19 protein-coding genes are annotated in these 18,303 nt (G+C 71.4%); 11 read left to right on the top strand and 8 right to left on the bottom strand.

What is annotated here, in order from left to right; translation table 11 throughout:
- Window positions 1–66 precede the first annotated feature (66 nt).
- From ACFPA8_RS23560 to ACFPA8_RS23535, 6 genes are all read left to right on the top strand, one after another.
- Entirely contained in the window at window positions 67–378 is a 312-nt protein-coding gene (locus ACFPA8_RS23560) for an urease subunit beta (protein WP_386451599.1), read from the top strand.
- Entirely contained in the window at window positions 371–2,092 is a 1,722-nt protein-coding gene (locus tag ACFPA8_RS23555) for an urease subunit alpha (protein WP_386451597.1), read from the top strand. Before ACFPA8_RS23560 ends, ACFPA8_RS23555 begins: the two co-directional genes overlap by 8 nt.
- Before the next feature lie 72 nt (window positions 2,093–2,164).
- Window positions 2,165–2,833 carry an urease accessory protein UreF gene (locus tag ACFPA8_RS23550; protein WP_386451595.1) on the top strand — a complete coding sequence of 223 codons (669 nt, stop codon included), beginning with the start codon at window positions 2,165–2,167 and terminating at the stop codon, window positions 2,831–2,833.
- Between the two features lie 27 nt (window positions 2,834–2,860).
- Window positions 2,861–3,580 (top strand): urease accessory protein UreG, encoded by a 720-nt coding sequence (gene ureG / locus ACFPA8_RS23545; RefSeq protein ID WP_386451593.1) that lies wholly within the window; start codon window positions 2,861–2,863, stop codon window positions 3,578–3,580.
- The gene (locus ACFPA8_RS23540; RefSeq protein ID WP_386451592.1) at window positions 3,538–4,449 is read left to right on the top strand and encodes an urease accessory protein UreD; all 912 of its coding nucleotides are present in this window, start codon (window positions 3,538–3,540) and stop codon (window positions 4,447–4,449) included. Before ureG ends, ACFPA8_RS23540 begins: the two co-directional genes overlap by 43 nt.
- A gap of 119 nt (window positions 4,450–4,568) precedes the next feature.
- Entirely contained in the window at window positions 4,569–6,206 is a 1,638-nt protein-coding gene (locus tag ACFPA8_RS23535; protein ID WP_386451590.1) for an alpha/beta hydrolase, read from the top strand.
- A 345-nt stretch (window positions 6,207–6,551) separates the two neighbouring features.
- On the opposite strand, the gene ACFPA8_RS23530 is transcribed toward ACFPA8_RS23535, so the two are convergent.
- The 6 genes from ACFPA8_RS23530 to ACFPA8_RS23505 form a co-directional block, all read right to left on the bottom strand.
- Window positions 6,552–7,292 carry a lysophospholipid acyltransferase family protein gene (locus ACFPA8_RS23530; RefSeq protein ID WP_386451589.1) on the bottom strand — a complete coding sequence of 247 codons (741 nt, stop codon included), beginning with the start codon at window positions 7,290–7,292 and terminating at the stop codon, window positions 6,552–6,554.
- Window positions 7,293–7,404: 112 nt separating this feature from the next.
- Window positions 7,405–7,593, bottom strand: coding sequence for a hypothetical protein (locus tag ACFPA8_RS23525; RefSeq protein WP_386451587.1), 189 nt, complete (start codon window positions 7,591–7,593; stop codon window positions 7,405–7,407).
- A 111-nt stretch (window positions 7,594–7,704) separates the two neighbouring features.
- Window positions 7,705–8,658: a cytochrome c oxidase assembly protein gene (locus tag ACFPA8_RS23520; RefSeq protein WP_386451586.1), complete on the bottom strand. Its 954-nt coding sequence runs from the start codon at window positions 8,656–8,658 to the stop codon at window positions 7,705–7,707.
- 140 nt (window positions 8,659–8,798) lie between these two features.
- Window positions 8,799–9,527 carry a type 1 glutamine amidotransferase gene (locus tag ACFPA8_RS23515; RefSeq protein WP_386451584.1) on the bottom strand — a complete coding sequence of 243 codons (729 nt, stop codon included), beginning with the start codon at window positions 9,525–9,527 and terminating at the stop codon, window positions 8,799–8,801.
- Window positions 9,528–9,553: 26 nt separating this feature from the next.
- Entirely contained in the window at window positions 9,554–10,792 is a 1,239-nt protein-coding gene (locus tag ACFPA8_RS23510) for a Mur ligase family protein (RefSeq protein WP_386451583.1), read from the bottom strand.
- A 162-nt stretch (window positions 10,793–10,954) separates the two neighbouring features.
- Entirely contained in the window at window positions 10,955–11,599 is a 645-nt protein-coding gene (locus ACFPA8_RS23505) for a TetR/AcrR family transcriptional regulator (protein WP_386451581.1), read from the bottom strand.
- A 153-nt stretch (window positions 11,600–11,752) separates the two neighbouring features.
- Between ACFPA8_RS23505 and ACFPA8_RS23500 the strand changes: the two genes are divergently transcribed.
- The 4 genes from ACFPA8_RS23500 to gndA all read left to right on the top strand — a co-directional run bounded on the left by ACFPA8_RS23500 (window position 11,753) and on the right by gndA (window position 16,116).
- Window positions 11,753–12,982, top strand: a complete 1,230-nt coding sequence (locus ACFPA8_RS23500) for an acyl-CoA dehydrogenase family protein (protein WP_386451579.1) — start codon at window positions 11,753–11,755, stop codon at window positions 12,980–12,982.
- A 131-nt stretch (window positions 12,983–13,113) separates the two neighbouring features.
- Window positions 13,114–13,914 carry a DUF427 domain-containing protein gene (locus ACFPA8_RS23495; RefSeq protein ID WP_386451577.1) on the top strand — a complete coding sequence of 267 codons (801 nt, stop codon included), beginning with the start codon at window positions 13,114–13,116 and terminating at the stop codon, window positions 13,912–13,914.
- 104 nt (window positions 13,915–14,018) lie between these two features.
- Window positions 14,019–14,606, top strand: a complete 588-nt coding sequence (locus ACFPA8_RS23490) for a pyridoxamine 5'-phosphate oxidase family protein (RefSeq protein WP_386451575.1) — start codon at window positions 14,019–14,021, stop codon at window positions 14,604–14,606.
- A 67-nt stretch (window positions 14,607–14,673) separates the two neighbouring features.
- Entirely contained in the window at window positions 14,674–16,116 is a 1,443-nt protein-coding gene (gene gndA, locus ACFPA8_RS23485; protein ID WP_386451573.1) for an NADP-dependent phosphogluconate dehydrogenase, read from the top strand.
- A 667-nt stretch (window positions 16,117–16,783) separates the two neighbouring features.
- Here gndA and ACFPA8_RS23480 read toward each other — a convergent pair.
- Together ACFPA8_RS23480 and ACFPA8_RS23475 are read right to left on the bottom strand one after the other, a co-directional pair.
- Window positions 16,784–17,014, bottom strand: coding sequence for a DUF6480 family protein (locus ACFPA8_RS23480; RefSeq protein ID WP_386451571.1), 231 nt, complete (start codon window positions 17,012–17,014; stop codon window positions 16,784–16,786).
- A 77-nt stretch (window positions 17,015–17,091) separates the two neighbouring features.
- A complete protein-coding gene (locus ACFPA8_RS23475) occupies window positions 17,092–17,769 on the bottom strand; it encodes an alpha-ketoglutarate-dependent dioxygenase AlkB family protein (RefSeq protein ID WP_386451569.1) in 678 nt (225 codons plus the stop codon).
- 210 nt (window positions 17,770–17,979) lie between these two features.
- Here ACFPA8_RS23475 and ACFPA8_RS23470 point away from each other — a divergent pair, with 210 nt between their 5' ends.
- Complete coding sequence (locus tag ACFPA8_RS23470; RefSeq protein ID WP_386451567.1) at window positions 17,980–18,246, top strand: GlsB/YeaQ/YmgE family stress response membrane protein; 267 nt, start codon at window positions 17,980–17,982, stop codon at window positions 18,244–18,246.
- The last annotated feature ends 57 nt before the right edge of the window (window positions 18,247–18,303 follow it).

Below are 18,303 nucleotides of genomic sequence, written 5' to 3'. Positions count from 1 at the left end.
CGTGGCACCCGCCGGGCCCGACCCTCGCCCCACTGCCCCGCACGCCCGAACAGGAGGGTGCCGCCCGTGACACCTGGAGAGATCCGTTACGCCGACGCCCCGGTGCCTCTGAACGAGGGCGCCGAAGTCAGCCGGCTGACCGTGCTCAACGCCGCGGACCGGCCCGTACAGGTCGGCTCCCACTATCACTTCGCCGAGGCCAATCCCGGGCTCCACTTCGACCGCGACGCCGCATACGGCAAGCGCCTCGCCGTCCCCGCCGGCACGTCCGTACGCTTCGAGCCCGGCCTCCCGCTGGAGGTGGAACTGGTGCCGCTGCGCGGTGCCCGTGTCGTCGCCGGGCTGCGTGGGGAGACGGCGGGGGATCTCGATGACTGAACTCACCCGCGCCGCTTACGCGGGCCTCTACGGACCCACCGCCGGTGACCGCGTACGCCTCGCCGACACCGCCCTGTTCGTGGAGATCGAGGAGGACCGCTGCGGCGGTCCCGGACGCGCGGGCGACGAGGCCGTCTTCGGCGGCGGCAAGGTGCTGCGCGAATCCATGGGGCAGTCCCGCGCGACGCGCGCCGAAGGCGCCCCGGACACCGTCGTCACCGGTGCGCTCGTCCTCGACCACTGGGGCGTCGTCAAGGCCGACGTCGGCATACGGGACGGCCGCATCACCGCGCTGGGCAAGGCGGGCAACCCCGACATCATGGACGGCGTCGACCCTGACCTCGTCATCGGGCCCGAGACCGAGATCATCTCCGGCAACGGGAAGATCCTCACCGCGGGCGCCGTGGACACCCACGTGCACTTCGTCTGCCCCCAACTCGTCGACACTGCCCTCGCGTCGGGAGTGACGACCCTCGTCGGCGGAGGCACCGGCCCGGCCGAGGGCACGAAGGCGACAACCGTGACCCCCGGGCCCTGGCACACCGCCCGCACGCTCGCCGCGATGGACGGCATGCCCGTCAACGTCGGACTCCTCGGCAAGGGCAACACGGTCTCCCGCGACGCGATGCTGAGCCAACTGCGAGGGGGAGCAGTCGGGTTCAAGATCCACGAGGACTGGGGCGCCACACCTGCCGTCATCGACGCCTGCCTGAACGTGTGCGAGGCGACGGGCGCCCAGCTCGCCATCCACACCGACACGCTGAACGAGGCCGGCTTCGTCGGGGACACCCTCGCCGCCATCGGCGGCCGGGGCATCCACGCGTACCACACCGAGGGAGCCGGGGGCGGTCACGCACCGGACATCATCACCGTGGTCGGGGAGAGCAACGTCCTGCCGTCGTCCACCAATCCGACGCGGCCGCACACCTCCAACACCGTCGACGAACACCTCGACATGCTGATGGTCTGCCACCACCTCAACCCGTCCGTCCCCGAGGACCTCGCCTTCGCGGAGTCCCGCATCCGGCCCACCACCATCGCCGCCGAGGACGTGCTGCACGACCTGGGCGCCATCTCGATCATCTCCTCCGACGCCCAGGCGATGGGCCGCGCAGGGGAAGTGGTGCTGCGCACCTGGCAGACCGCGCACGTGATGAAGGAACGCCGCGGTCCGCTCCCCGGTGACGGGCAGGCCGACAACAGGCGTGCCCGCCGCTACGTCGCGAAGTACACCGTCAACCCGGCGGTCGCCCAGGGCCTGGACGCCGAGGTCGGCTCCGTCGAGCCGGGCAAGCTGGCCGATCTGGTCCTGTGGGACCCGGCGTTCTTCGGCGTGAAGCCGCAACTGGTTCTCAAGGGCGGGCAGATCGCCTACGCGCAGACGGGCGACGCCAACGCCTCGGTCCCCACGCCCCAGCCCGTGCTGCCCAGGCCCATGTTCGGCGCCCGCGGAAGCGCCCCGGCGGCCAACTCGCTCAACTTCGTCACCGGCACGGCTCTCGACGCCGGGCTGCCCGAACAGCTCGGCCTCGGCAAGCAGTTCGCCGCCATCCGCGGCACCCGGGCCGTCACCAAGGCCGACATGCGCGAGAACGACGCCTGCCCGCGGGTCGCTGTCGACGCGGACACCTTCACCGTCACCGTCGACGGGGAACGCATCGAGCCGGCACCGGCCGCCGAACTGCCCATGGCCCAGCGCTACTTCCTCTTCTGAACCCGCAGCCCGCGGCCCGCAGCCCCCGCCGTCCTCGCAGGCGTCCGTAGCGAAGGAAGGAACGTGCAGACGATGACCAGGGCAGCCCTGCTCGTCCTCGCCGACGGGCGCTTCCCCGCCGGGAGCCACGCACATTCCGGAGGAGCGGAAGCGGCCGTGAAGGCGGGCCGCATCACCGGCGTCGCCTCCCTCGCGCGCTTCTGCGAGGGACGGCTCCACACCGCGGGCCTCGTCGCCGCATCCCTGGCGTCGGCGGCCGCCGGCACGGTCCACGACCACCTCATCCTCGACGACGCCGCGGACGCCCGTACGCCCTCGCTCGCGCTCCGGAACACCTCCCGCAAGCTCGGCCGCCAGATGATGCGCGCCGCCCGTGCAACGTGGCCCTCCGCGGACCTCGAAGCTCTCGCGGCCGCCCGGCCACGAGGTGCCCACCAGCCGGTCGTCCTCGGCCTCGCCGCACGCTCGGCCGGCCTGACCCCCCTGGAGGCCGCTCGGGCTGCGGCGTACGAATCCGTCTCGGGACCCGCGACCGCGGCCGTGCGACTGCTCAGCCTCGACCCCTACGACGCCACCGCCGTGCTCGCCCGGCTGGCCCCCGCCGTCGACCGGGTTGCACAGGAGGCGGCGCAGTCGGCGGCGACCGGAGAGGCCGCCGACCTGCCCGCCGCCTCCGCACCCCTGCTGGAGGCGGCGGCCGAGGCCCACGCCGCCTGGCCCGTACGCCTCTTCGCGTCGTAGACGCCCGATCACTTAGGAGAAGCCGACATGCACCTCGAACAGCCCGCCGCCTTCCCTCAGCGCCACACCCACAGTGCCCCGGCCGCAGTACGGGACGGAGACGGTGCCCGGCGCGCGCTGCGCATCGGCCTGGGCGGGCCGGTGGGCTCCGGGAAGACGGCGACAGTCGCGGCGCTGTGCCGCACCCTGCGCTCCTCGTTCTCCCTCGGCGTCGTCACCAACGACATCTACACCCGCGAAGACGCCGCGTACCTGCTGCGGGAAGCCGTCCTGCCGGCCGAACGGATCACCGCCGTCGAGACCGGGGCCTGCCCCCACACCGCGATACGGGACGACATCTCCGCCAACCTCGAGGCCGTCGAGGAACTGGAGGAGACCACCGGGCCGCTGGACCTCGTTCTCATCGAGTCCGGCGGCGACAATCTCACCGCGACGTTCTCCCAAGGTCTCGTCGACGCCCAGGTGTTCGTCATCGACGTCGCAGGCGGCGACGACATCCCCCGCAAGGGCGGCCCCGGCATCACGACGTCGGACCTGCTCGTCATCAACAAGACCGACCTCGCCGTCCACGTCGGGTGCGACCTGGCCGCCATGGCGGCGGACGCCGAGGCGCAGCGTGGCCCGCTGCCCGTCGTCCTCACCTCGCTGGCCGCCGAGGACGGCGTGGCACCTGTCGCGAGCTGGGTCCGCGAGAAGCTGGCCGCGTGGCCGCAGCCGCGGTCCTCCCCGGCCGCGAGCCGGGCATGAGCCCCGGAGACCCCGGCCCGCGGCCCGGCAGAGCCCCAGCCCGGACGGCGGCCCCGGAGACGGGCCGTCCGCCGGCCGTGACCGCGCCGTCCCCGGCGGACGAGCGCACCCCGTCGGGACTGCGGGCCACCGCCCGCATCCGCGCCGCCCCCGACGGCCGCGGCGGGACGGCCCTCCCGGTGCTCAGCGGCGCCGGCCCGCTCGCGCTGCGCCGCACGAGGAAGCAAGGCCCCCGGGCGACGGTCACGATCGTCGGTGCGATGAGCGCACCACTCGGCGGCGACCACCTGACCCTGACGGCGCACGCGGCGCCGGGAGCGCAGCTGACTGTGGACTCGGCAGCGGCGACGCTCGCCCTCCCGGGCCCCGACGGCGAACCCGCCCGCTACGACGTGGCCCTGAGCGTCGAGCACGGTGCCCGGATGCGGTGGCTTCCCGAACCGCTCATCTCCGTGCGGGGCAGCGTTCTGCGCCAGAGCATCCGCGTGAGCCTCGCTCCTTCGGCCCGTCTCGTCCTCCGCGACGAGCAGGTGCTGGGCCGTACAGGAGAGGAGACCGGCCGGGTGACGTCACGGATCACGGTGCACCGGGCCGGCCGGCCCCTGCTGGAGCAGCAGATCGACTACGGCCCCGGCGTCCCCGGCTGGGACAGCGGCGCGGTACTGGGAGAGCACCGCGCCGTCGGCCAACTCCTCGTCGTCGACCCGGACTTCGACGGCTCACCGCCTCCGCCGCGCCCCCTCGGGGACGGTGCGAGCGCCGCCGTGACACCCCTGGCGGGCCCTGCGGTGCTGGTCACCGCCGTTGCCCCCGATGCCCTTCAGCTGAGGCGCATGCTTGCCGGAGCCGGTAGATTCACGACTTGGTAAAGATCATCAGCGTGACCTGTCCCTTGCCCGTCGAGGGGCGGAAGGATCCGCCTCACAGGACCGTGATCTCTGATCACCCGCCGCCTCAGGCGGTCAGCCACCCCAGGGGGAGCCCCCACGTGAACAGAAGAAAAGCAACCATCGGTGCAGCGGGCGCCGGTGCACTCATAGCCGGCCTCATCGTGGTTCCGTCCGCCCTCGCGGACGGGGCCGGCCAGGACGGGCCCGGCAGCGCCGAGGCACGCGGCGTGAAGGCCGCCGCCGCCCACGCCGCCAAGGCCGGCATCGACTGGAAGACCTGCCCGAAGGACTGGGGATTCGAGAAGCCCATCCAGTGCGGCTTCGTCACCGTTCCCGTCGACTACGCCAAGCCGGACGGCCGCACCATCAAGATCGCCGTCAACCGTGCCAAGAGCACCGGGAGCAAGGAGGACCGCCAGGGGTCGCTCGTCTACAACCCCGGCGGCCCGGGCGGCTCCGGCATGCGCTTCCCCGCGCGCGTCACCGACAAGAACCCGCTGTGGACGAAGACGGCCAAGGCCTACGACTTCGTGGGCTTCGACCCGCGCGGCGTCGGCCACTCCGCGCCCATCTCCTGCATGGACCCCCAGGAGTTCGTCAAGGCACCCAAGCTGGACCCCGTTCCGGACGACGAGGCGGACAAGACGGCCCAGCGGAAGCTGGCCAAGGAGTACGCGGACGGCTGCAAGGAGCGCAGCGACGGCCTCCTGCCGCACATGACGACGCCCAACACCGCCCGCGACCTGGACGTCGTACGCGCCGCGCTGGGCGACAAGAAGCTCAACTTCCTCGGCGTCTCCTACGGCACCTACCTCGGCTCGGTCTACAGCACGCTCTTCCCCTCCCACGTCCGGCGGATGGTCGTCGACAGCGTGGTGAACCCCTCTCGTGACCAGATCTGGTACCAGAACAACCTGGACCAGGACGTCGCCTTCCAGGTGCGCTGGGACGACTGGAAGAAGTGGGTCGCCGAGCACGACGCGACGTACGGCATCGGCGACACCCCCGCCGAGGTGGAGAAGCAGTGGGAGAAGCTGCGCGCCGCCGCGAAGAAGGAGCCCGTCGGCGGAGTCGTCGGCCCGGCCGAACTTCTCGGCTTCTTCCAGAGCGCGCCCTACTACGACCAGGCATGGGCAGAGGTCGCCGGTGTGTGGTCCGCCTACCTCAAGGGTGACGAGAAGGCACTGGTCGAGGCCGCGGGCCCCGACATGGCGGACAAGGCCGGGAACAAGCAGTCCGAGAACGGCAACGCCGTCTACACAGCGGTGGAGTGCACGGACGCCAAGTGGCCCACCAGCTGGGAGAAGTGGGACAAGGACAACTCGAAGCTGCACGAGAAGTACCCGTTCCTCACCTGGTCCAACGCCTGGCTGAACCTGCCCTGCGCGACGTGGCCCGTCGAGCAGCAGGAGGCGCTGGAGGTCCGCAGCGGCAAGGGTCTGCCGCCGGTCCTCATCACGCAGTCCGAGCGTGACGCGGCCACTCCGTACGGCGGCGCCGTGGAGCTGCAGAAGCGGCTGAAGGGCTCGCGTCTGATCACCGAGAAGGACGCCGGTTCGCACGGCATCACCAACGTCGAGAACGAGTGCATCAACAAGCGCGTCGACGCCTACCTCCTCAAGGGCACCGTCGGGAAGAAGGACGTCACCTGCGGCCCGCACGCCACCCCGGAACCGGAGAAGGAGCCGGCCGAGGGCACGGCCGACGCCAGGGCGCAGCTGCCCGCGCTTCCGTGACCTGACAGACACCGCCGCTGAGGCGGCGCAGCCGCACCGCTTCACAGCGCAGGGGACGGCCGGATCTCCGGCCGTCCCCTCCGTGCGTCCCGGACGCCTTCGGCTGCCTGCCGGAGCGGCCGTCAACTGCCGTGTCGGCGTGGGCCGTTGTGACTCCGTTCCGCCGGCCGCGGTCCTCGGAGGCGTAGTCGAAGTAGTCGAAGTAGCCGCCCAGCGGGTCGTACGCCTCGGCCGTTCTCGGGGAACGCCGACCGCCGGTCACGGCCGCGCAGCCGGTCCGCCAGACCGTTCGAGCGCCTCGGAGTCACCGCCCCGCACCGCCCCGGCAGGTGGACCTGCGCGGGTTCAGGCCTTGCGGCCGTCCTCGCGCCGTTCGCGCTTGCGTGCCGCCTCGCGCTCCTTGGCCTCCTCCTGCTGCTGGGCCTTCGCCTCCGGGGCGTACATGTCCACGTACTCCTGACCCGACAGCTGCAGGATCTCGTGGATGATCTCGTCGGTGACCGCGCGCAGGATCGTACGCTCGCTCTCCATGCCGGCGTAGCGCGAGAAGTCCAGGGGCTTGCCGAACCGGATCGTGACCCGGCCGAGCCGGGGCATCTTCCGCCCCGGCGGCTGCAGTTCGAAGGTCCCCACCATGGCGCAGGGGATCACGGGCACTCCCGCCTGGAGCGCCATCGAGGCCACGCCCACCCGGCCCTTGTAGAGCCGCCCGTCGTGCGAGCGGGTGCCTTCCGGGTAGATGCCCAGGAGTTCGTCCTTGCGCAGCACCCCCAGACCTTCGTCGATGGCGGCCTGCCCGGCGCCCTTGCCGGACCGGTCCACGGGGATCTGCCCGACGCTGCGGAAGAAGGCAGCAGTGAGGCGCCCCTTGATGCCGGGCCCGGTGAAGTACTCGGACTTCGCGAGGAACGTGATCCGACGGCGCAGCATGGCCGGCATCAGGAAGTGGTCCGAGACCGAGAGGTGGTTGCCCGCCACGATGGCCGCCCCCTCGTCGGGGATGTTCTCCAGGCCCTCGATCCTGGGGCGGAAGTACAGCCGCAGCAGGGGCCCCAGCAGGACGTACTTGAACAAGTTGTAGAACACGCTACGGCCTTCCCCCATGCGTTCAGGTGAGATCGCAGAGTAGTCCCCCGGCGGGGCGGCGGGGGAGGGGGGCCACCCCCGGACCGGACGTTGTGAGGCTTTCGCTCCGCTTTCAGTCCCGCTGCGTCGTCACGACGCCGACGGTCACCAGCCCCAGCACCACCCAGGCGAACCACAGCCAGCCGCTTCCCCCCAGAGTCACGGTGTAGGCGGTCACAAGGACCAGAGCCGCCACGGTGCCGACCGTCAGTGCTTTCGAAGAGCGGGGCAGCGTTCCAGACGTTCCAGGCGTTCCAGGCATTGGGTACCTTCCTCCCGTCGTCCGGCCGGTGACGGGGATTCCCGCACAAAACGGGCCGGGCCACAGCTCCATGGTCGCTCCCCCGCGGCCCGTAGCGCTACCACCCGGACGTCACCGCTGCTGCCGGGCCTCCAGCGAGGCGAGATAGGCGTTGTAGGCCTGCAGCTCCCTGTCGCCGTCCCGGTCCGCTGCCCGGTCCTGGCGCCGCGCCTGCCGCTCCTCCGACTTGTGCCACTGGAAGACGAGCGCGATCAGCACCAGCACCGAGGGGATCTCGCTGAAGGCCCACGCGATGCCTCCCGCCGCTGTCTGGTCCGACAGGGCGCTGACCTGAAGAGAGGCGGGCGGGTCCGCGTACGTGGCGATCATCGGCTCGGACGCCATCATCAGCGCGATCCCGAAGAAGGCGTGGAAGGGCATCCCGGAGAACAGCTCCAGCATCCGCATCACGTACCCGGGCCGGTGCGGCCCCGGGTCCACGCCCATGATCGGCCAGAAGAAGACCAGTCCGACGAGCAGGAAGTGCACCATCATCGCCAGGTGCCCCGGCTGGGAGCCCATGAGGAAGTCGAAGAGCGGCGTGAAGTACAGCGCGTAGAGACTCGCGATGAACAGCGGAATGGTGAAGGCGGGATGGGTGACCACCCGCATCCAGCGGCTGTGCAGAAGGGCCGTCAGCAGTTCCCGCGGCCCCTTGCGTCCCCGCCCGGCGGCGGGCAGCGCCCTGAGCGCCAGCGTCACCGGTGCGCCCAGCAGCAGCAGGATCGGCGAGAGCATGCTGATGATCATGTGCTGGACCATGTGGACGCTGAACAGCACCATGCCGTACTCGTTCAGTCCGGTGCACATCGCCAGCGCCACGGTGAGCACGCCCAGCGCCCAGGCGACCGTACGGCCCACGGGCCAGCCGTCGCCCCGCCTGCGCAGCCGCACCACCGCGACCGCGTACAGCACCAGCGCGAGCAGGCATCCCGTCAGGAAGAAGGGCTCGCCCGTGAACTCCAGGCCACGGGCGAGTGTGAACGGCGGAAGATCCGCCGGCATGCCGTGCCCGTCGTGGTCCATCCGAAGTCTCCCGCCTTGCGCCGATCCGCCCGCACCAGCGTAGAACGCGCCCCGCGGCGTCCTGAGAGCGCCCCTGCCCGTCCCTGCGGACCCGGAAGGCGACCGGCAGGAACGGGCAGGAGAAGGGAGACGCGGGGACCTCAGGCCGGCTGGAGGGCGGCTGCGATGCGCTCCTTGCGCAGCGCCTCGTACCACTGGTCGTTCACCGGCGGCAGCGCGTTGACGTCGAGCGCCAGCTTGATGAGCAGGTCCGCGATCTGCGGGTTGCGGGCCAGCACCGGCCCGTGCATGTACGTACCGAAGACCGTGTCGTTCCACGCTCCCTCGGTGCCGTCGCCCGTGCCGTTGCCCTTGCCCAGCCGCACCCGCGCCAACGGGCGGGCGCCGGGCCCGACATGGGTGATGCCCTGGTGGTTCTCGAAGCCGGTCAGCTGCGGCAGACCCAGCGTCTCGTCGATGTCGCCCAGTACGTCCCCGACGCAACGCTCCGCCTCGCCGCGGGTGCTCACCACGTCCAGCAGCCCGAGGCCCTTCTGCGGCTCGCCCAGGTCGTTCACGAACTCCCGGCCGAGGATCTGGTACCCGGCGCACACGGAGAAGACGATGGCGCCGTTGTCGACGGCCCGCTGCAGGCCGCCGTCACGCACCAGCCGCTCCGCCGCCAGCCGCTGCGGCCGGTCCTCACCGCCGCCGATCAGGTAGATGTCCGCCGAAGTGGGCACCTGCTCGTCGGAGCGGACGTCGGTGCGGTGCACCGCAAGCCCGCGCTGCCGCGCCCGGCGCTCCACCACGAGCGCGTTGCCCTGGTCGCCGTAGGTGCTCAGCAGGTCCGGGTAGACCCACACCACCCGCAGGCCCGTGTCACTCATGCTCGCCAACTCCTCGGGTCGATGGGTCAGTTGCCGACGACGCGGCGCAGGTCCTGGAACGCGGTGTAGTTGGCGATGGCCTCGATGCGGCCGGGCGGGCAGGCCCGTACCGCCGCCACCGCGTTCTCGCACACCTGGAAATCGACTCCGGCGACCTCCAGCCGCACCGCGAGGTCGAGTTTGCGGTCGCCGATCACGCAGATCGGGTGCCCGGTGAGCTTCGAGTAGTCCACATCCCACAGCCAGGAGGTGTCCGTACCGTCGGCGCCGCGGGCGTTCACCGAGAGGATCACCGGAGCCGGGGGCGCGTCGATGAGGGAGAACGTCTCCAGCCAGCCCGCGGGGTTCTTCGCCAGCAGCAGCCGCACCTCCCGCTCCTGGAAGGTCACGACGTCGTAGCGCCCGGCCACCGCGGTGACCGCGTGCATACGCTCCAGCGCTGTCTGCGGAGGTACGCCGAACGCGGCGGCGACCGCCGCCGACGTGGTGGCGTTCGCCTTGTTGGCCCGGCCCGGCAACTGCAGCTTGATCGGCCACGCCGACCCGTGCGGGTCGAGCACCTCGTCCCCGGAGAGCGCCCAGCTCGGGGTGGGACGGCGGAACCCGCACTCCCCGCAGAACCAGTCGTCGCCCGGCCGCTGCATCACGCCGCCGCACGCCGGGCAGGACCAGGCGTCGTCCTTCCACTCCTGCCCGGCGGCCACCCACACCACGTTCGGCGAGGAGGAGGCCGCCCAGACGACGAGGGGGTCGTCGGCGTTGGCGATGACCACGGCCTTGGAGCCGGAGAGCCCCTCGCGCCATCGCTCGGCCAGCATCCGGGTCTCGGCCGCGCGGTCCAGCTGGTCGCGGGAGAGGTTCAGCAAGGCGATGGCCTTGGGTGTCACATCGCGCGCGACAGTGGCGAGGTACTTCTCGTCCACCTCGATCACGCCGTACTGGGCGTCGCTGCCGCCGGCCAGCGCGGAGGTGATCCCCGCGGGCATGTTCGCGCCCAACGCGTTGGAGACCACACCGCCGTTGGCGCGCAGGGCCTCCGCGATCAGGCGCGTCGTGGTCGTCTTCCCGTTCGTCGCCGACACCAGGACGATGTCCAGGTGATGGGCCACCTCCGCGAGCAGGTCCGGGTCGAGCCTGAGCGCCACCTTGCCGCCGATCACCGATCCGCTGCCGCGGCCCGCCGCCCGCGACACCGCCGCTGCGGCCCTGCCCGCCGTCACGGCGAGCTTCGCGCGCGGGGACAGCGGCTCTGGGTTGCCTGCCATCGTCCTGCTCCTCCTTGCCCCTCGGTCCTGGAGCAGCCTACCGAGGTCCTGCGCCGCGCCCGAACCGCCTCACCCGGTGCGCACCGCCCCGGGCACGCGTCCGCGCTCCGTCTGTGCCCCGGACGCCGTGTGGGCGTCTCCGGGCCTGGTCTGCTCAGCGGCTCACAGGCCGGGTGCGCCGCGGCGGTCCTCGGCCATCGCCAGGCCGCCCCACAGCAGGTCGGCGAGCTGGCTGACCAACTGCGCCCGGCTGCAGGGACGTTCACGCAGCCACCAGTCACCGGCCGCGTATGCCATCCCCACCACACCGTGACCCCACACCCGTGCGAGCTCTGCACCGCCGGGGCCGAGGTCGAGGCGCTCCTCTATGACCTTGCCGAGCTCCTCGCCCAGCCGTCGCAGCAGCGGGGCCGAGTGCTGACCTGCTTCGAAGCCCTGGTCTCCGCCGGTGCCTCCTTCGGAGGGGTGCATCAGGAAGCGGTAGACCTGGGGCCGTGCCTCGATGGCCGCGAGGTAGGTGTCCAGGGTGGCCTCGACCCGCCGGCGCCGCTCCGCGGGTGCGTCCAGCGCGCTGCGCAGCGCACTCAGCAGGGCGTCCGTGTGCCGGACCGCCAGTGCCCTGTAGAGGCCCTCCTTGTCGCCGAAGTGCCGGTAGAGGATCGGTTTGGTGATGCCGGCCTCGGCGGCGATGGCGTTCATCGATGCGCCGGGCCCGTCCCGCAGCACCACGCGGTCGGCGGCCTCCAGCAGATCTCTGCGCCGGCGCTCCGCAGCGCTGCGCTGGTCCGTCTGCTGTGTGGTCTCCATGGCGCCTCCCCACCCGTTCCTTTCCGGCTGCCCCAGCGAAACGTAACACCGCGTGGTGCGGAAGGCCGGAGGCGACCGGGAGTTGACATTGCTACCGGCCAGTAACACACTGGCTATTACCAGAGGTAACTTAGCCGATCGGAAGGACGAGTAATGGCCGACCCCGCATTCGCGCTCGATCTGAACGAGGACCAGAAGGAAATCCGTGAGTGGATACACGGATTCGCCGCGGATGTGATCCGGCCGGCCGCTGCCGAATGGGACGAACGCGAAGAGACCCCGTGGCCCATCATCCAGGAGGCCGCCAAGATCGGACTCTACTCCCTCGACTTCTACGCGCAGCAGTTCTTCGACCCGACCGGTCTCGGCATCGCCATGACGATGGAGGAGCTCTTCTGGGGCGACGCGGGCATCGCCCTGTCCATCGTCGGCACCGGTCTCGCCGCGGTGGGCGTCCTCGCCAACGGCACCGAGGAGCAGATCGGCACGTGGGTGCCGCAGATGTACGGCGACGCGAACGACGTGCAGGTCGCCGCGTTCTGCTCCTCCGAGCCCGACGCCGGCTCGGACGTCTCCGCGATGCGCACCCGGGCCGTCTACGACGAGGCCAGGGACGAATGGGTCCTCAACGGCACGAAGACCTGGGCCACCAACGGCGGCATCGCCAACATCCACGTCGTCGTCGCCGTCGTCGACCCCGAGCTGGGCTCCAAGGGGCACGCCTCCTTCATCGTCCCGCCCGCCACCCCCGGACTCAGCCAGGGCCAGAAGTTCAAGAAGCACGGCATCCGCGCCTCGCACACGGCCGAAGTCGTGCTGGAGGACGTACGCGTCCCGGGGAACTGCCTCCTGGGCGGCAAGGAGAAGCTGGACGAGCGCCTCGCCCGCGCCCGTGAGAAGGCGAAGAGCGGTGAACGCGTGAAGAACGCGGCGATGGCGACCTTCGAGGCATCCCGGCCCGCTGTGGGCGCGCAGGCCGTCGGCATCGCCCGGGCCGCCTACGAGGTCGCCCTCGACTACGCCAAGGAGCGCGAGCAGTTCGGGCGTCCCATCATCGACAACCAGGGCGTCGCCTTCCAGCTGGCCGACATGCGCACCAGCATCGACGCCGCCCGGCTCCTGGTGTGGCGCGCCTCGTGGATGGCCGCCGCGGGCAAGAGGTTCGACTCCGCCGAGGGCTCGATGTCCAAGCTCTACGCGGGCGAGACGGCCAAGAAGGTCACCGCGCAGGCCATGCAGATCCTCGGAGGCAACGGCTTCACCCGTGAATACCCCGTGGAGCGCATGCACCGGGACGCCGCGATCTACACGATCTTCGAGGGGACGAGCGAGATCCAGCGCCTGGTCATCGCCCGTACGCTCTCCGGCATGCCGATCCGGTAGCCGAGGCGCGGGACGGGCGCGGAACCGACGGGCAGTGCGGCGGGACCCGCCGCACTGCCCCGCCGGACGCACCGGTGCGACAGTGGAAAGCAGCAGCGCAATCACCGCCATGCCCCGGAGGTCGTCACGCCATGTCACTCACACTCGGTGGCGGACCGCTCGCATCGCGGCCACCGGCCACCGTCAACTACAGCATCGACGGCCCTGCTCACCGGCTGCTGTGGCAGCCCTTCCCGCGCCGGGTACGCGCACTGCTCTCCGGTGAGAAGGTTCTCGACAGCGACAACGCCAAGCTCCTGCACGAGAGCAATCTGCTGCCCCAGGTGTACGTCCCCGCCGCCGACGTGCGGCCGGAACTGCTGGAGGAGAGCGGCCACAGCACCCACTGCCCCTTCAAGGGCGACGCCCGCTACTGGAGCGTCCGCGTGGGGGAGCAGCTCGCCGAGAACGCCGTGTGGAGCTACCCCGAACCGCTCCCCGGCGCCGAGTGGCTCCGTGGACACATGGCCGTGTACTGGGCGTCGATGGACACCTGGTTCGACGAGGACGACGAGGCCGTCGGCCACATCCGCGACCCGTACCACCGCGTCGACGTACGCCCCACCAGCCGGCACGTGGTGGTCGAGGCCGCCGGACGGCAGATCGCGGAGAGCCGCCGCACGATGCTCCTGTCGGAGACCGGCCTTCCCAACCGTTTCTACGTCCCGCAGAGCGACGTCCGCGGCGAACTGCTCGAACCGAGTGCCACCCGCACCCTCTGCCCCTACAAGGGCCGCGCGTCCTACCTGTCCCTGCGCGACGGCGGCACCGTCATCGACGACGCCGCCTGGTGCTACGAGCAGCCACTGGACGAGGCCCGGCGCATCGCACGCCACCTGTGCTTCCTCGCAGACGGCGTGGAGACCTTCGTCGACGGCGAGCCGCTGAGCTGACCGGCGGGACGCTGAGCTGACCGGCGAGACGGCTGGAGCCAACGGCCTTGAGTCCTTTGGGCAATCGCCGTCCACCGGGCTGCCGCCCGGCCGACAATGCCCTCATGGGCAAGATCTTCGAAAGCATCGACGACGGGGTACGTGCCTTCATCGAGAAGCAGCACGTCCTCTTCGTCGCCACCGCTCCGCTCGACGCCGAAGGCCATGTGAACCTCTCCCCGAAGGGACTCGCGGGCTCCTTCGCCGTCCTCGACGACCGCAGAGTCGGCTACCTCGACCTCGGCGGCAGCGGTGCGGAGACCATCGCGCATCTGCGGGAGAACGGACGCGTGACGCTGATGTGGTGCGCCTTCGAGGGCCCGCCCCGGATCGTGCGCATCCACGGCCGCGGTACCCCCGTCTTCCGCGACGATCCGCGCTGGCCGCAGCTGCTGCCGCACTTCAGTCAGGAGATGCGCCGCCGTACCGACCTGCGCGCGGTCATCACGGTCGAGGCCGTCAGGATCAGCGACACCTGCGGTTTCGCCGTGCCCTTCATGGAGCACCGCGGAGAGCGTCCCCTGCACACGCAGCGGTTCGCCCGGGAGACGGCCGACTCCTTCGCCGACTACTGCGAGAGGAAGGAACACGTGGGGGTGAGCCTCGACGGTCTGCCCGGCCTGCCCCTGCCCCTCCCGCCGCGCACCGTCTGACGACCGGCAGAATTGCCCCCGCCGACCGCGTCCGTACCCCGGACCGTCCACACCCAGGAGCATCCGCATGAGCACCACCGCACACATCGGCGTCACCGGCCTCGCCGTGATGGGCCGCAACCTCGCCCGGAACTTCGCCCGCAACGGGTACACGGTCGCGGTGCACAACCGCACGGCGGCCAGGACCCGCGACCTGGTGCGCGACTTCGGCGACGAGGGAAGCTTCGTCGCCGCCGAGACGGCCGAGGAGTTCGTCGCCGCGCTGGAGCGGCCCCGGCGGCTGATCATCATGGTCAAGGCCGGGGCGCCCACGGACGCCGTCATCGACGAGTTCGCCGCCCTGCTCGACCCCGGGGACGTCATCATCGACGGCGGCAACGCCCACTACGCCGACACCCGCCGCCGTGAAGCGGCCCTGCGTGAGCGGGGTCTGCACTTCGTCGGCGCGGGCATCTCCGGCGGTGAGGAGGGCGCGCTGCACGGCCCCAGCATCATGCCGGGCGGCTCCGCAGAGGCGTACGAGTCCCTGCGTCCCATGCTGGAGAGCGTCGCCGCCAAGGCCGAGGACGGCACTCCGTGCACGACGCACGTCGGCCCCGACGGTGCCGGGCACTTCGTGAAGATGGTGCACAACGGCATCGAGTACGCCGACATGCAGCTCATCGGCGAGGCCTACCACCTGCTGCGCGACGTCGCCGGATTCAGCCCCGCCCGTGTCGCCGAGACCTTCCGTGAGTGGAACACCGGACGCCTCGACTCCTACCTCATCGAGATCACCGCGGAGGTCCTCTCCCACACCGACGCGGAGACCGGGAAGCCCTTCGTCGACATCGTCGCCGACCAGGCAGAACAGAAGGGCACCGGCCGCTGGACGGTCCAGACGGCGCTCGACCTGGGGGTGCCGGTGTCCGGTATCGCCGAAGCCGTCTTCGCCCGCTCCCTGTCCGGCCATGCCGACCTGCGCTCCGCGAGCGGCCACCTGCCCGGTCCGGCGGCTGCCGCCCTGGCGCCGGACGAGGCGGAGCGCTTCGCGGAGAAGGTCGAACAGGCCCTGTACGCCTCGAAGATCACGTCCTACGCCCAGGGCTGGAACATGATCAGCAGCGGCAGCGACGAGTTCGGGTGGGGCATCGACCCCGGCGCGGTCGGCGCCATCTGGCGGGCGGGGTGCATCATCCGGGCCGCTTTCCTGGACCGTATCCGCTCCGCGTTCGCCGCCCGGCCCGACCTGCCGACGCTGCTCGCCGACGACCACTTCGCCAAGGAGATCGGCGATGCCCAGGGCGACTGGCGTGCCGTGGTGGCCACCGCTGTGGAGCACGGCGTTCCGGTGCCCGGGTTCTCGGCGGCTCTCGCCTCCTACGACGCTCTGCGCAGCGAGCGGCTGCCCGCGTCCCTGACCCAGGCCCAGCGCGACTTCTTCGGGGCGCACACCTACCGCCGGACGGACCGCGAGGGCTCCTTCCACACCCTCTGGGGCGGCGACCGCAGCGAGGTGGCCGCGGACTGACCGCGGGCGGGCCCGTCCTGGCACGGGCCCCCTGTCGGATGCCTCCGTCCTCTCTCCCCGGGCCGTGCGGGCAGCGGCCAGGGGGCGGGGGAGTGGCTCCCCGGCGAACGGGCACCCGGCGCGTGTACAGGTACATGCCGCTATGTGAGACCGCTGGAGTTTCCATGCCACAGCAGTCAGGCACGGGGTTCCCTTCGAGCCGGCGGCCCGACCCGGTTCCACCGAAGCCCACACCGCCTCCGGGGCCCGCCCCCGACCCTGTTCCGGCGCCGAAACCGAGCCCGCCGCCGGGTCCGGCACCCGATCCGATCCCTCAGCCGCCGTCCCCGGGACCCGAGCCGGTCCCCCCGGAGCCCGAGCCGCAGCCGGCGCCGCCGCCGCCGTGAGGCGCTCTGCGCCGCGCCGCAGGCGGCGCTCGCCGGCCGTGCGCAGCGCGGGTGACGACACCTGACGCGACGCGGAGACGGGGGAGAGACGCGGAGAGACGCGGAGACGAGGTACGAGGGGGACGCGCGGGCAGGGGCGCGCAGAACTCAACATGGAGAGGCCGCGGGTACGGAAGCCGGAAGGGATGCGCTTCCGTACCCGCGGCCTTCTTCACCGCCGGCAGGCGGTCAGGCCACCGTCACGAGTCCTGTCCACATGCCGGCGTACCGGTCCGGGCGGCTCACAGTTCCACCGCCCAGGCCAGGAAGTAGACGAGGAAGAGCAGAACGAGCACCGCCAGAATGATCACCGGCGCCTTGGCCCACCCCGTTGCGGGATTGTGGCGCTCGTCCGGGCCCGCCCCGGCCGTGCTGTCCTCCCCGGGCGGGGTCTCGCCGGGCGGAACCTGTCCGCCCGGCTCCAGGCCCGGGGTGTGACCGGGCTCGTCCGGGTCGGGGTACTTCTCGTCCATGGCCTACGGGTACGCACGTACGGGCGGTCTTACACATGCCGGGTGTGAGGAGGCGCTGGCCGCCGCGTCAGCGGGGGTCAGCCGCTGAGGCCGGTGACCCGCAGGGTGAGGTTGAGCCGTCCCGAGGCCAGGCCCGTGGCGGGGTCGCCGGTGCCTTCGAAGACCTTCGTCACGCCGTGGTAGGCGAAGCGCGCCGGACCGCCGAAGACGAAGAGGTCGCCCGAGGCCAGTTCGATGTCGGTCCAGGGCCTGCCGCGCCCGGCGGTGTTGCCGAAGCGGAAACGGCAGGTGTCTCCGATGCTCAGTGAGACGACGGGGGCGCCGGATCTCTCGTCCTTGTCCTGGTGCATGCCCATCTTCGCCCGGCCATCGTAGAAGTTGACCAACGCGGTGTCCGGGTCGTAGTCCTCTGCCGCCCAGCGGTCTCCCTGCGCACTGTCGTGCCGCGCGGTGTCGGCCACGGCACGGCGTCCCAACTCGGCAAGCCAGTCCGGGAGTTCGGCCACACGGCGGCCGTTCACGTCGTCCGCTGTCCGGGAGTAGCGGTACGGCTGCCAGTGCCATCCCAGACACACCGTCCGCACGGACATCACTCCGCCGCGCGGCAGCCTGGTGTGCCGCAGCGGCACCGGCCCGCTCGCCCACTCCCGGCAGGCCGCCACCAGCCGTCGCTGCTGCTCCAGGGTGAGCCAGCCGGGAAGGTGCACGGCGCCGGGACCGAGGTGCGCCGGAGGAAGGGGGAGCAGCGCGTCCATCGCCGCCTCCTCTCATGACGGGACGTGGCGTGCGGCAGCGCCAGTGCCAGGGCCAAGGCATGCGTCAGGGCCAGTGTCGCACCGCGGAACCACCACCGGCGGCGGCGTTCCCCACGGCCCCGGCGCGCTCGTGACCGTGCGGAAGAGCGCCGAGTGCGGCGTCCGGTTGCGGGCAAGAGAAGGGAACACGACGACGGACAAGGGGAGATCATGGAGATCTCAGGCATCATCAGCGCCATCGTGATCGGGACCGTGATCGGTGTGCTGGGGCGGCTGATCGTTCCCGGACGTCAGCGCGTCGGAATCCTGTTGACGATCGGAGTCGGCATCGTGGCCGCCCTGGTCGGATCGGCCATCGCCACCTACTTCGGAGTGGGTGACACCAAGAGCGTCGACTGGACAGAGTGGCTCATACAGTTGCTGCTCGCGGCCCTCGGGGTGGCTGCGCTCGACCGCTCCAAGCGTCGCCGCCGCTGAACGGGCCCGGTACACACAGAAATCGCAGCCGCCTCCTGCTGACCGTCGCCGTCAGCA

Source organism: Streptomyces ovatisporus (assembly GCF_042653885.1).
Lineage (GTDB): Bacteria > Actinomycetota > Actinomycetes > Streptomycetales > Streptomycetaceae > Streptomyces > Streptomyces ovatisporus.
This window is presented reverse-complemented; position numbering and strand designations above follow the sequence as displayed.

Coding starts and splice junctions, on each gene's coding strand:
- gndA (WP_386451573.1), top strand. CDS start 14,674: ATGAGCACCACCGCACACATCGGCGTCACCGGCCTCGCCGTGATGGGC.
- ACFPA8_RS23475 (WP_386451569.1), bottom strand. CDS start 17,769: ATGGACGCGCTGCTCCCCCTTCCTCCGGCGCACCTCGGTCCCGGCGCC.
- ACFPA8_RS23480 (WP_386451571.1), bottom strand. CDS start 17,014: ATGGACGAGAAGTACCCCGACCCGGACGAGCCCGGTCACACCCCGGGC.
- ACFPA8_RS23525 (WP_386451587.1), bottom strand. CDS start 7,593: ATGCCTGGAACGCCTGGAACGTCTGGAACGCTGCCCCGCTCTTCGAAA.
- ACFPA8_RS23505 (WP_386451581.1), bottom strand. CDS start 11,599: ATGGAGACCACACAGCAGACGGACCAGCGCAGCGCTGCGGAGCGCCGG.
- ACFPA8_RS23555 (WP_386451597.1), top strand. CDS start 371: ATGACTGAACTCACCCGCGCCGCTTACGCGGGCCTCTACGGACCCACC.
- ACFPA8_RS23520 (WP_386451586.1), bottom strand. CDS start 8,658: ATGGACCACGACGGGCACGGCATGCCGGCGGATCTTCCGCCGTTCACA.
- ACFPA8_RS23510 (WP_386451583.1), bottom strand. CDS start 10,792: ATGGCAGGCAACCCAGAGCCGCTGTCCCCGCGCGCGAAGCTCGCCGTG.
- ACFPA8_RS23500 (WP_386451579.1), top strand. CDS start 11,753: ATGGCCGACCCCGCATTCGCGCTCGATCTGAACGAGGACCAGAAGGAA.
- ACFPA8_RS23495 (WP_386451577.1), top strand. CDS start 13,114: ATGTCACTCACACTCGGTGGCGGACCGCTCGCATCGCGGCCACCGGCC.
- ACFPA8_RS23515 (WP_386451584.1), bottom strand. CDS start 9,527: ATGAGTGACACGGGCCTGCGGGTGGTGTGGGTCTACCCGGACCTGCTG.
- ACFPA8_RS23490 (WP_386451575.1), top strand. CDS start 14,019: ATGGGCAAGATCTTCGAAAGCATCGACGACGGGGTACGTGCCTTCATC.
- ACFPA8_RS23550 (WP_386451595.1), top strand. CDS start 2,165: ATGACCAGGGCAGCCCTGCTCGTCCTCGCCGACGGGCGCTTCCCCGCC.
- ureG (WP_386451593.1), top strand. CDS start 2,861: ATGCACCTCGAACAGCCCGCCGCCTTCCCTCAGCGCCACACCCACAGT.
- ACFPA8_RS23470 (WP_386451567.1), top strand. CDS start 17,980: ATGGAGATCTCAGGCATCATCAGCGCCATCGTGATCGGGACCGTGATC.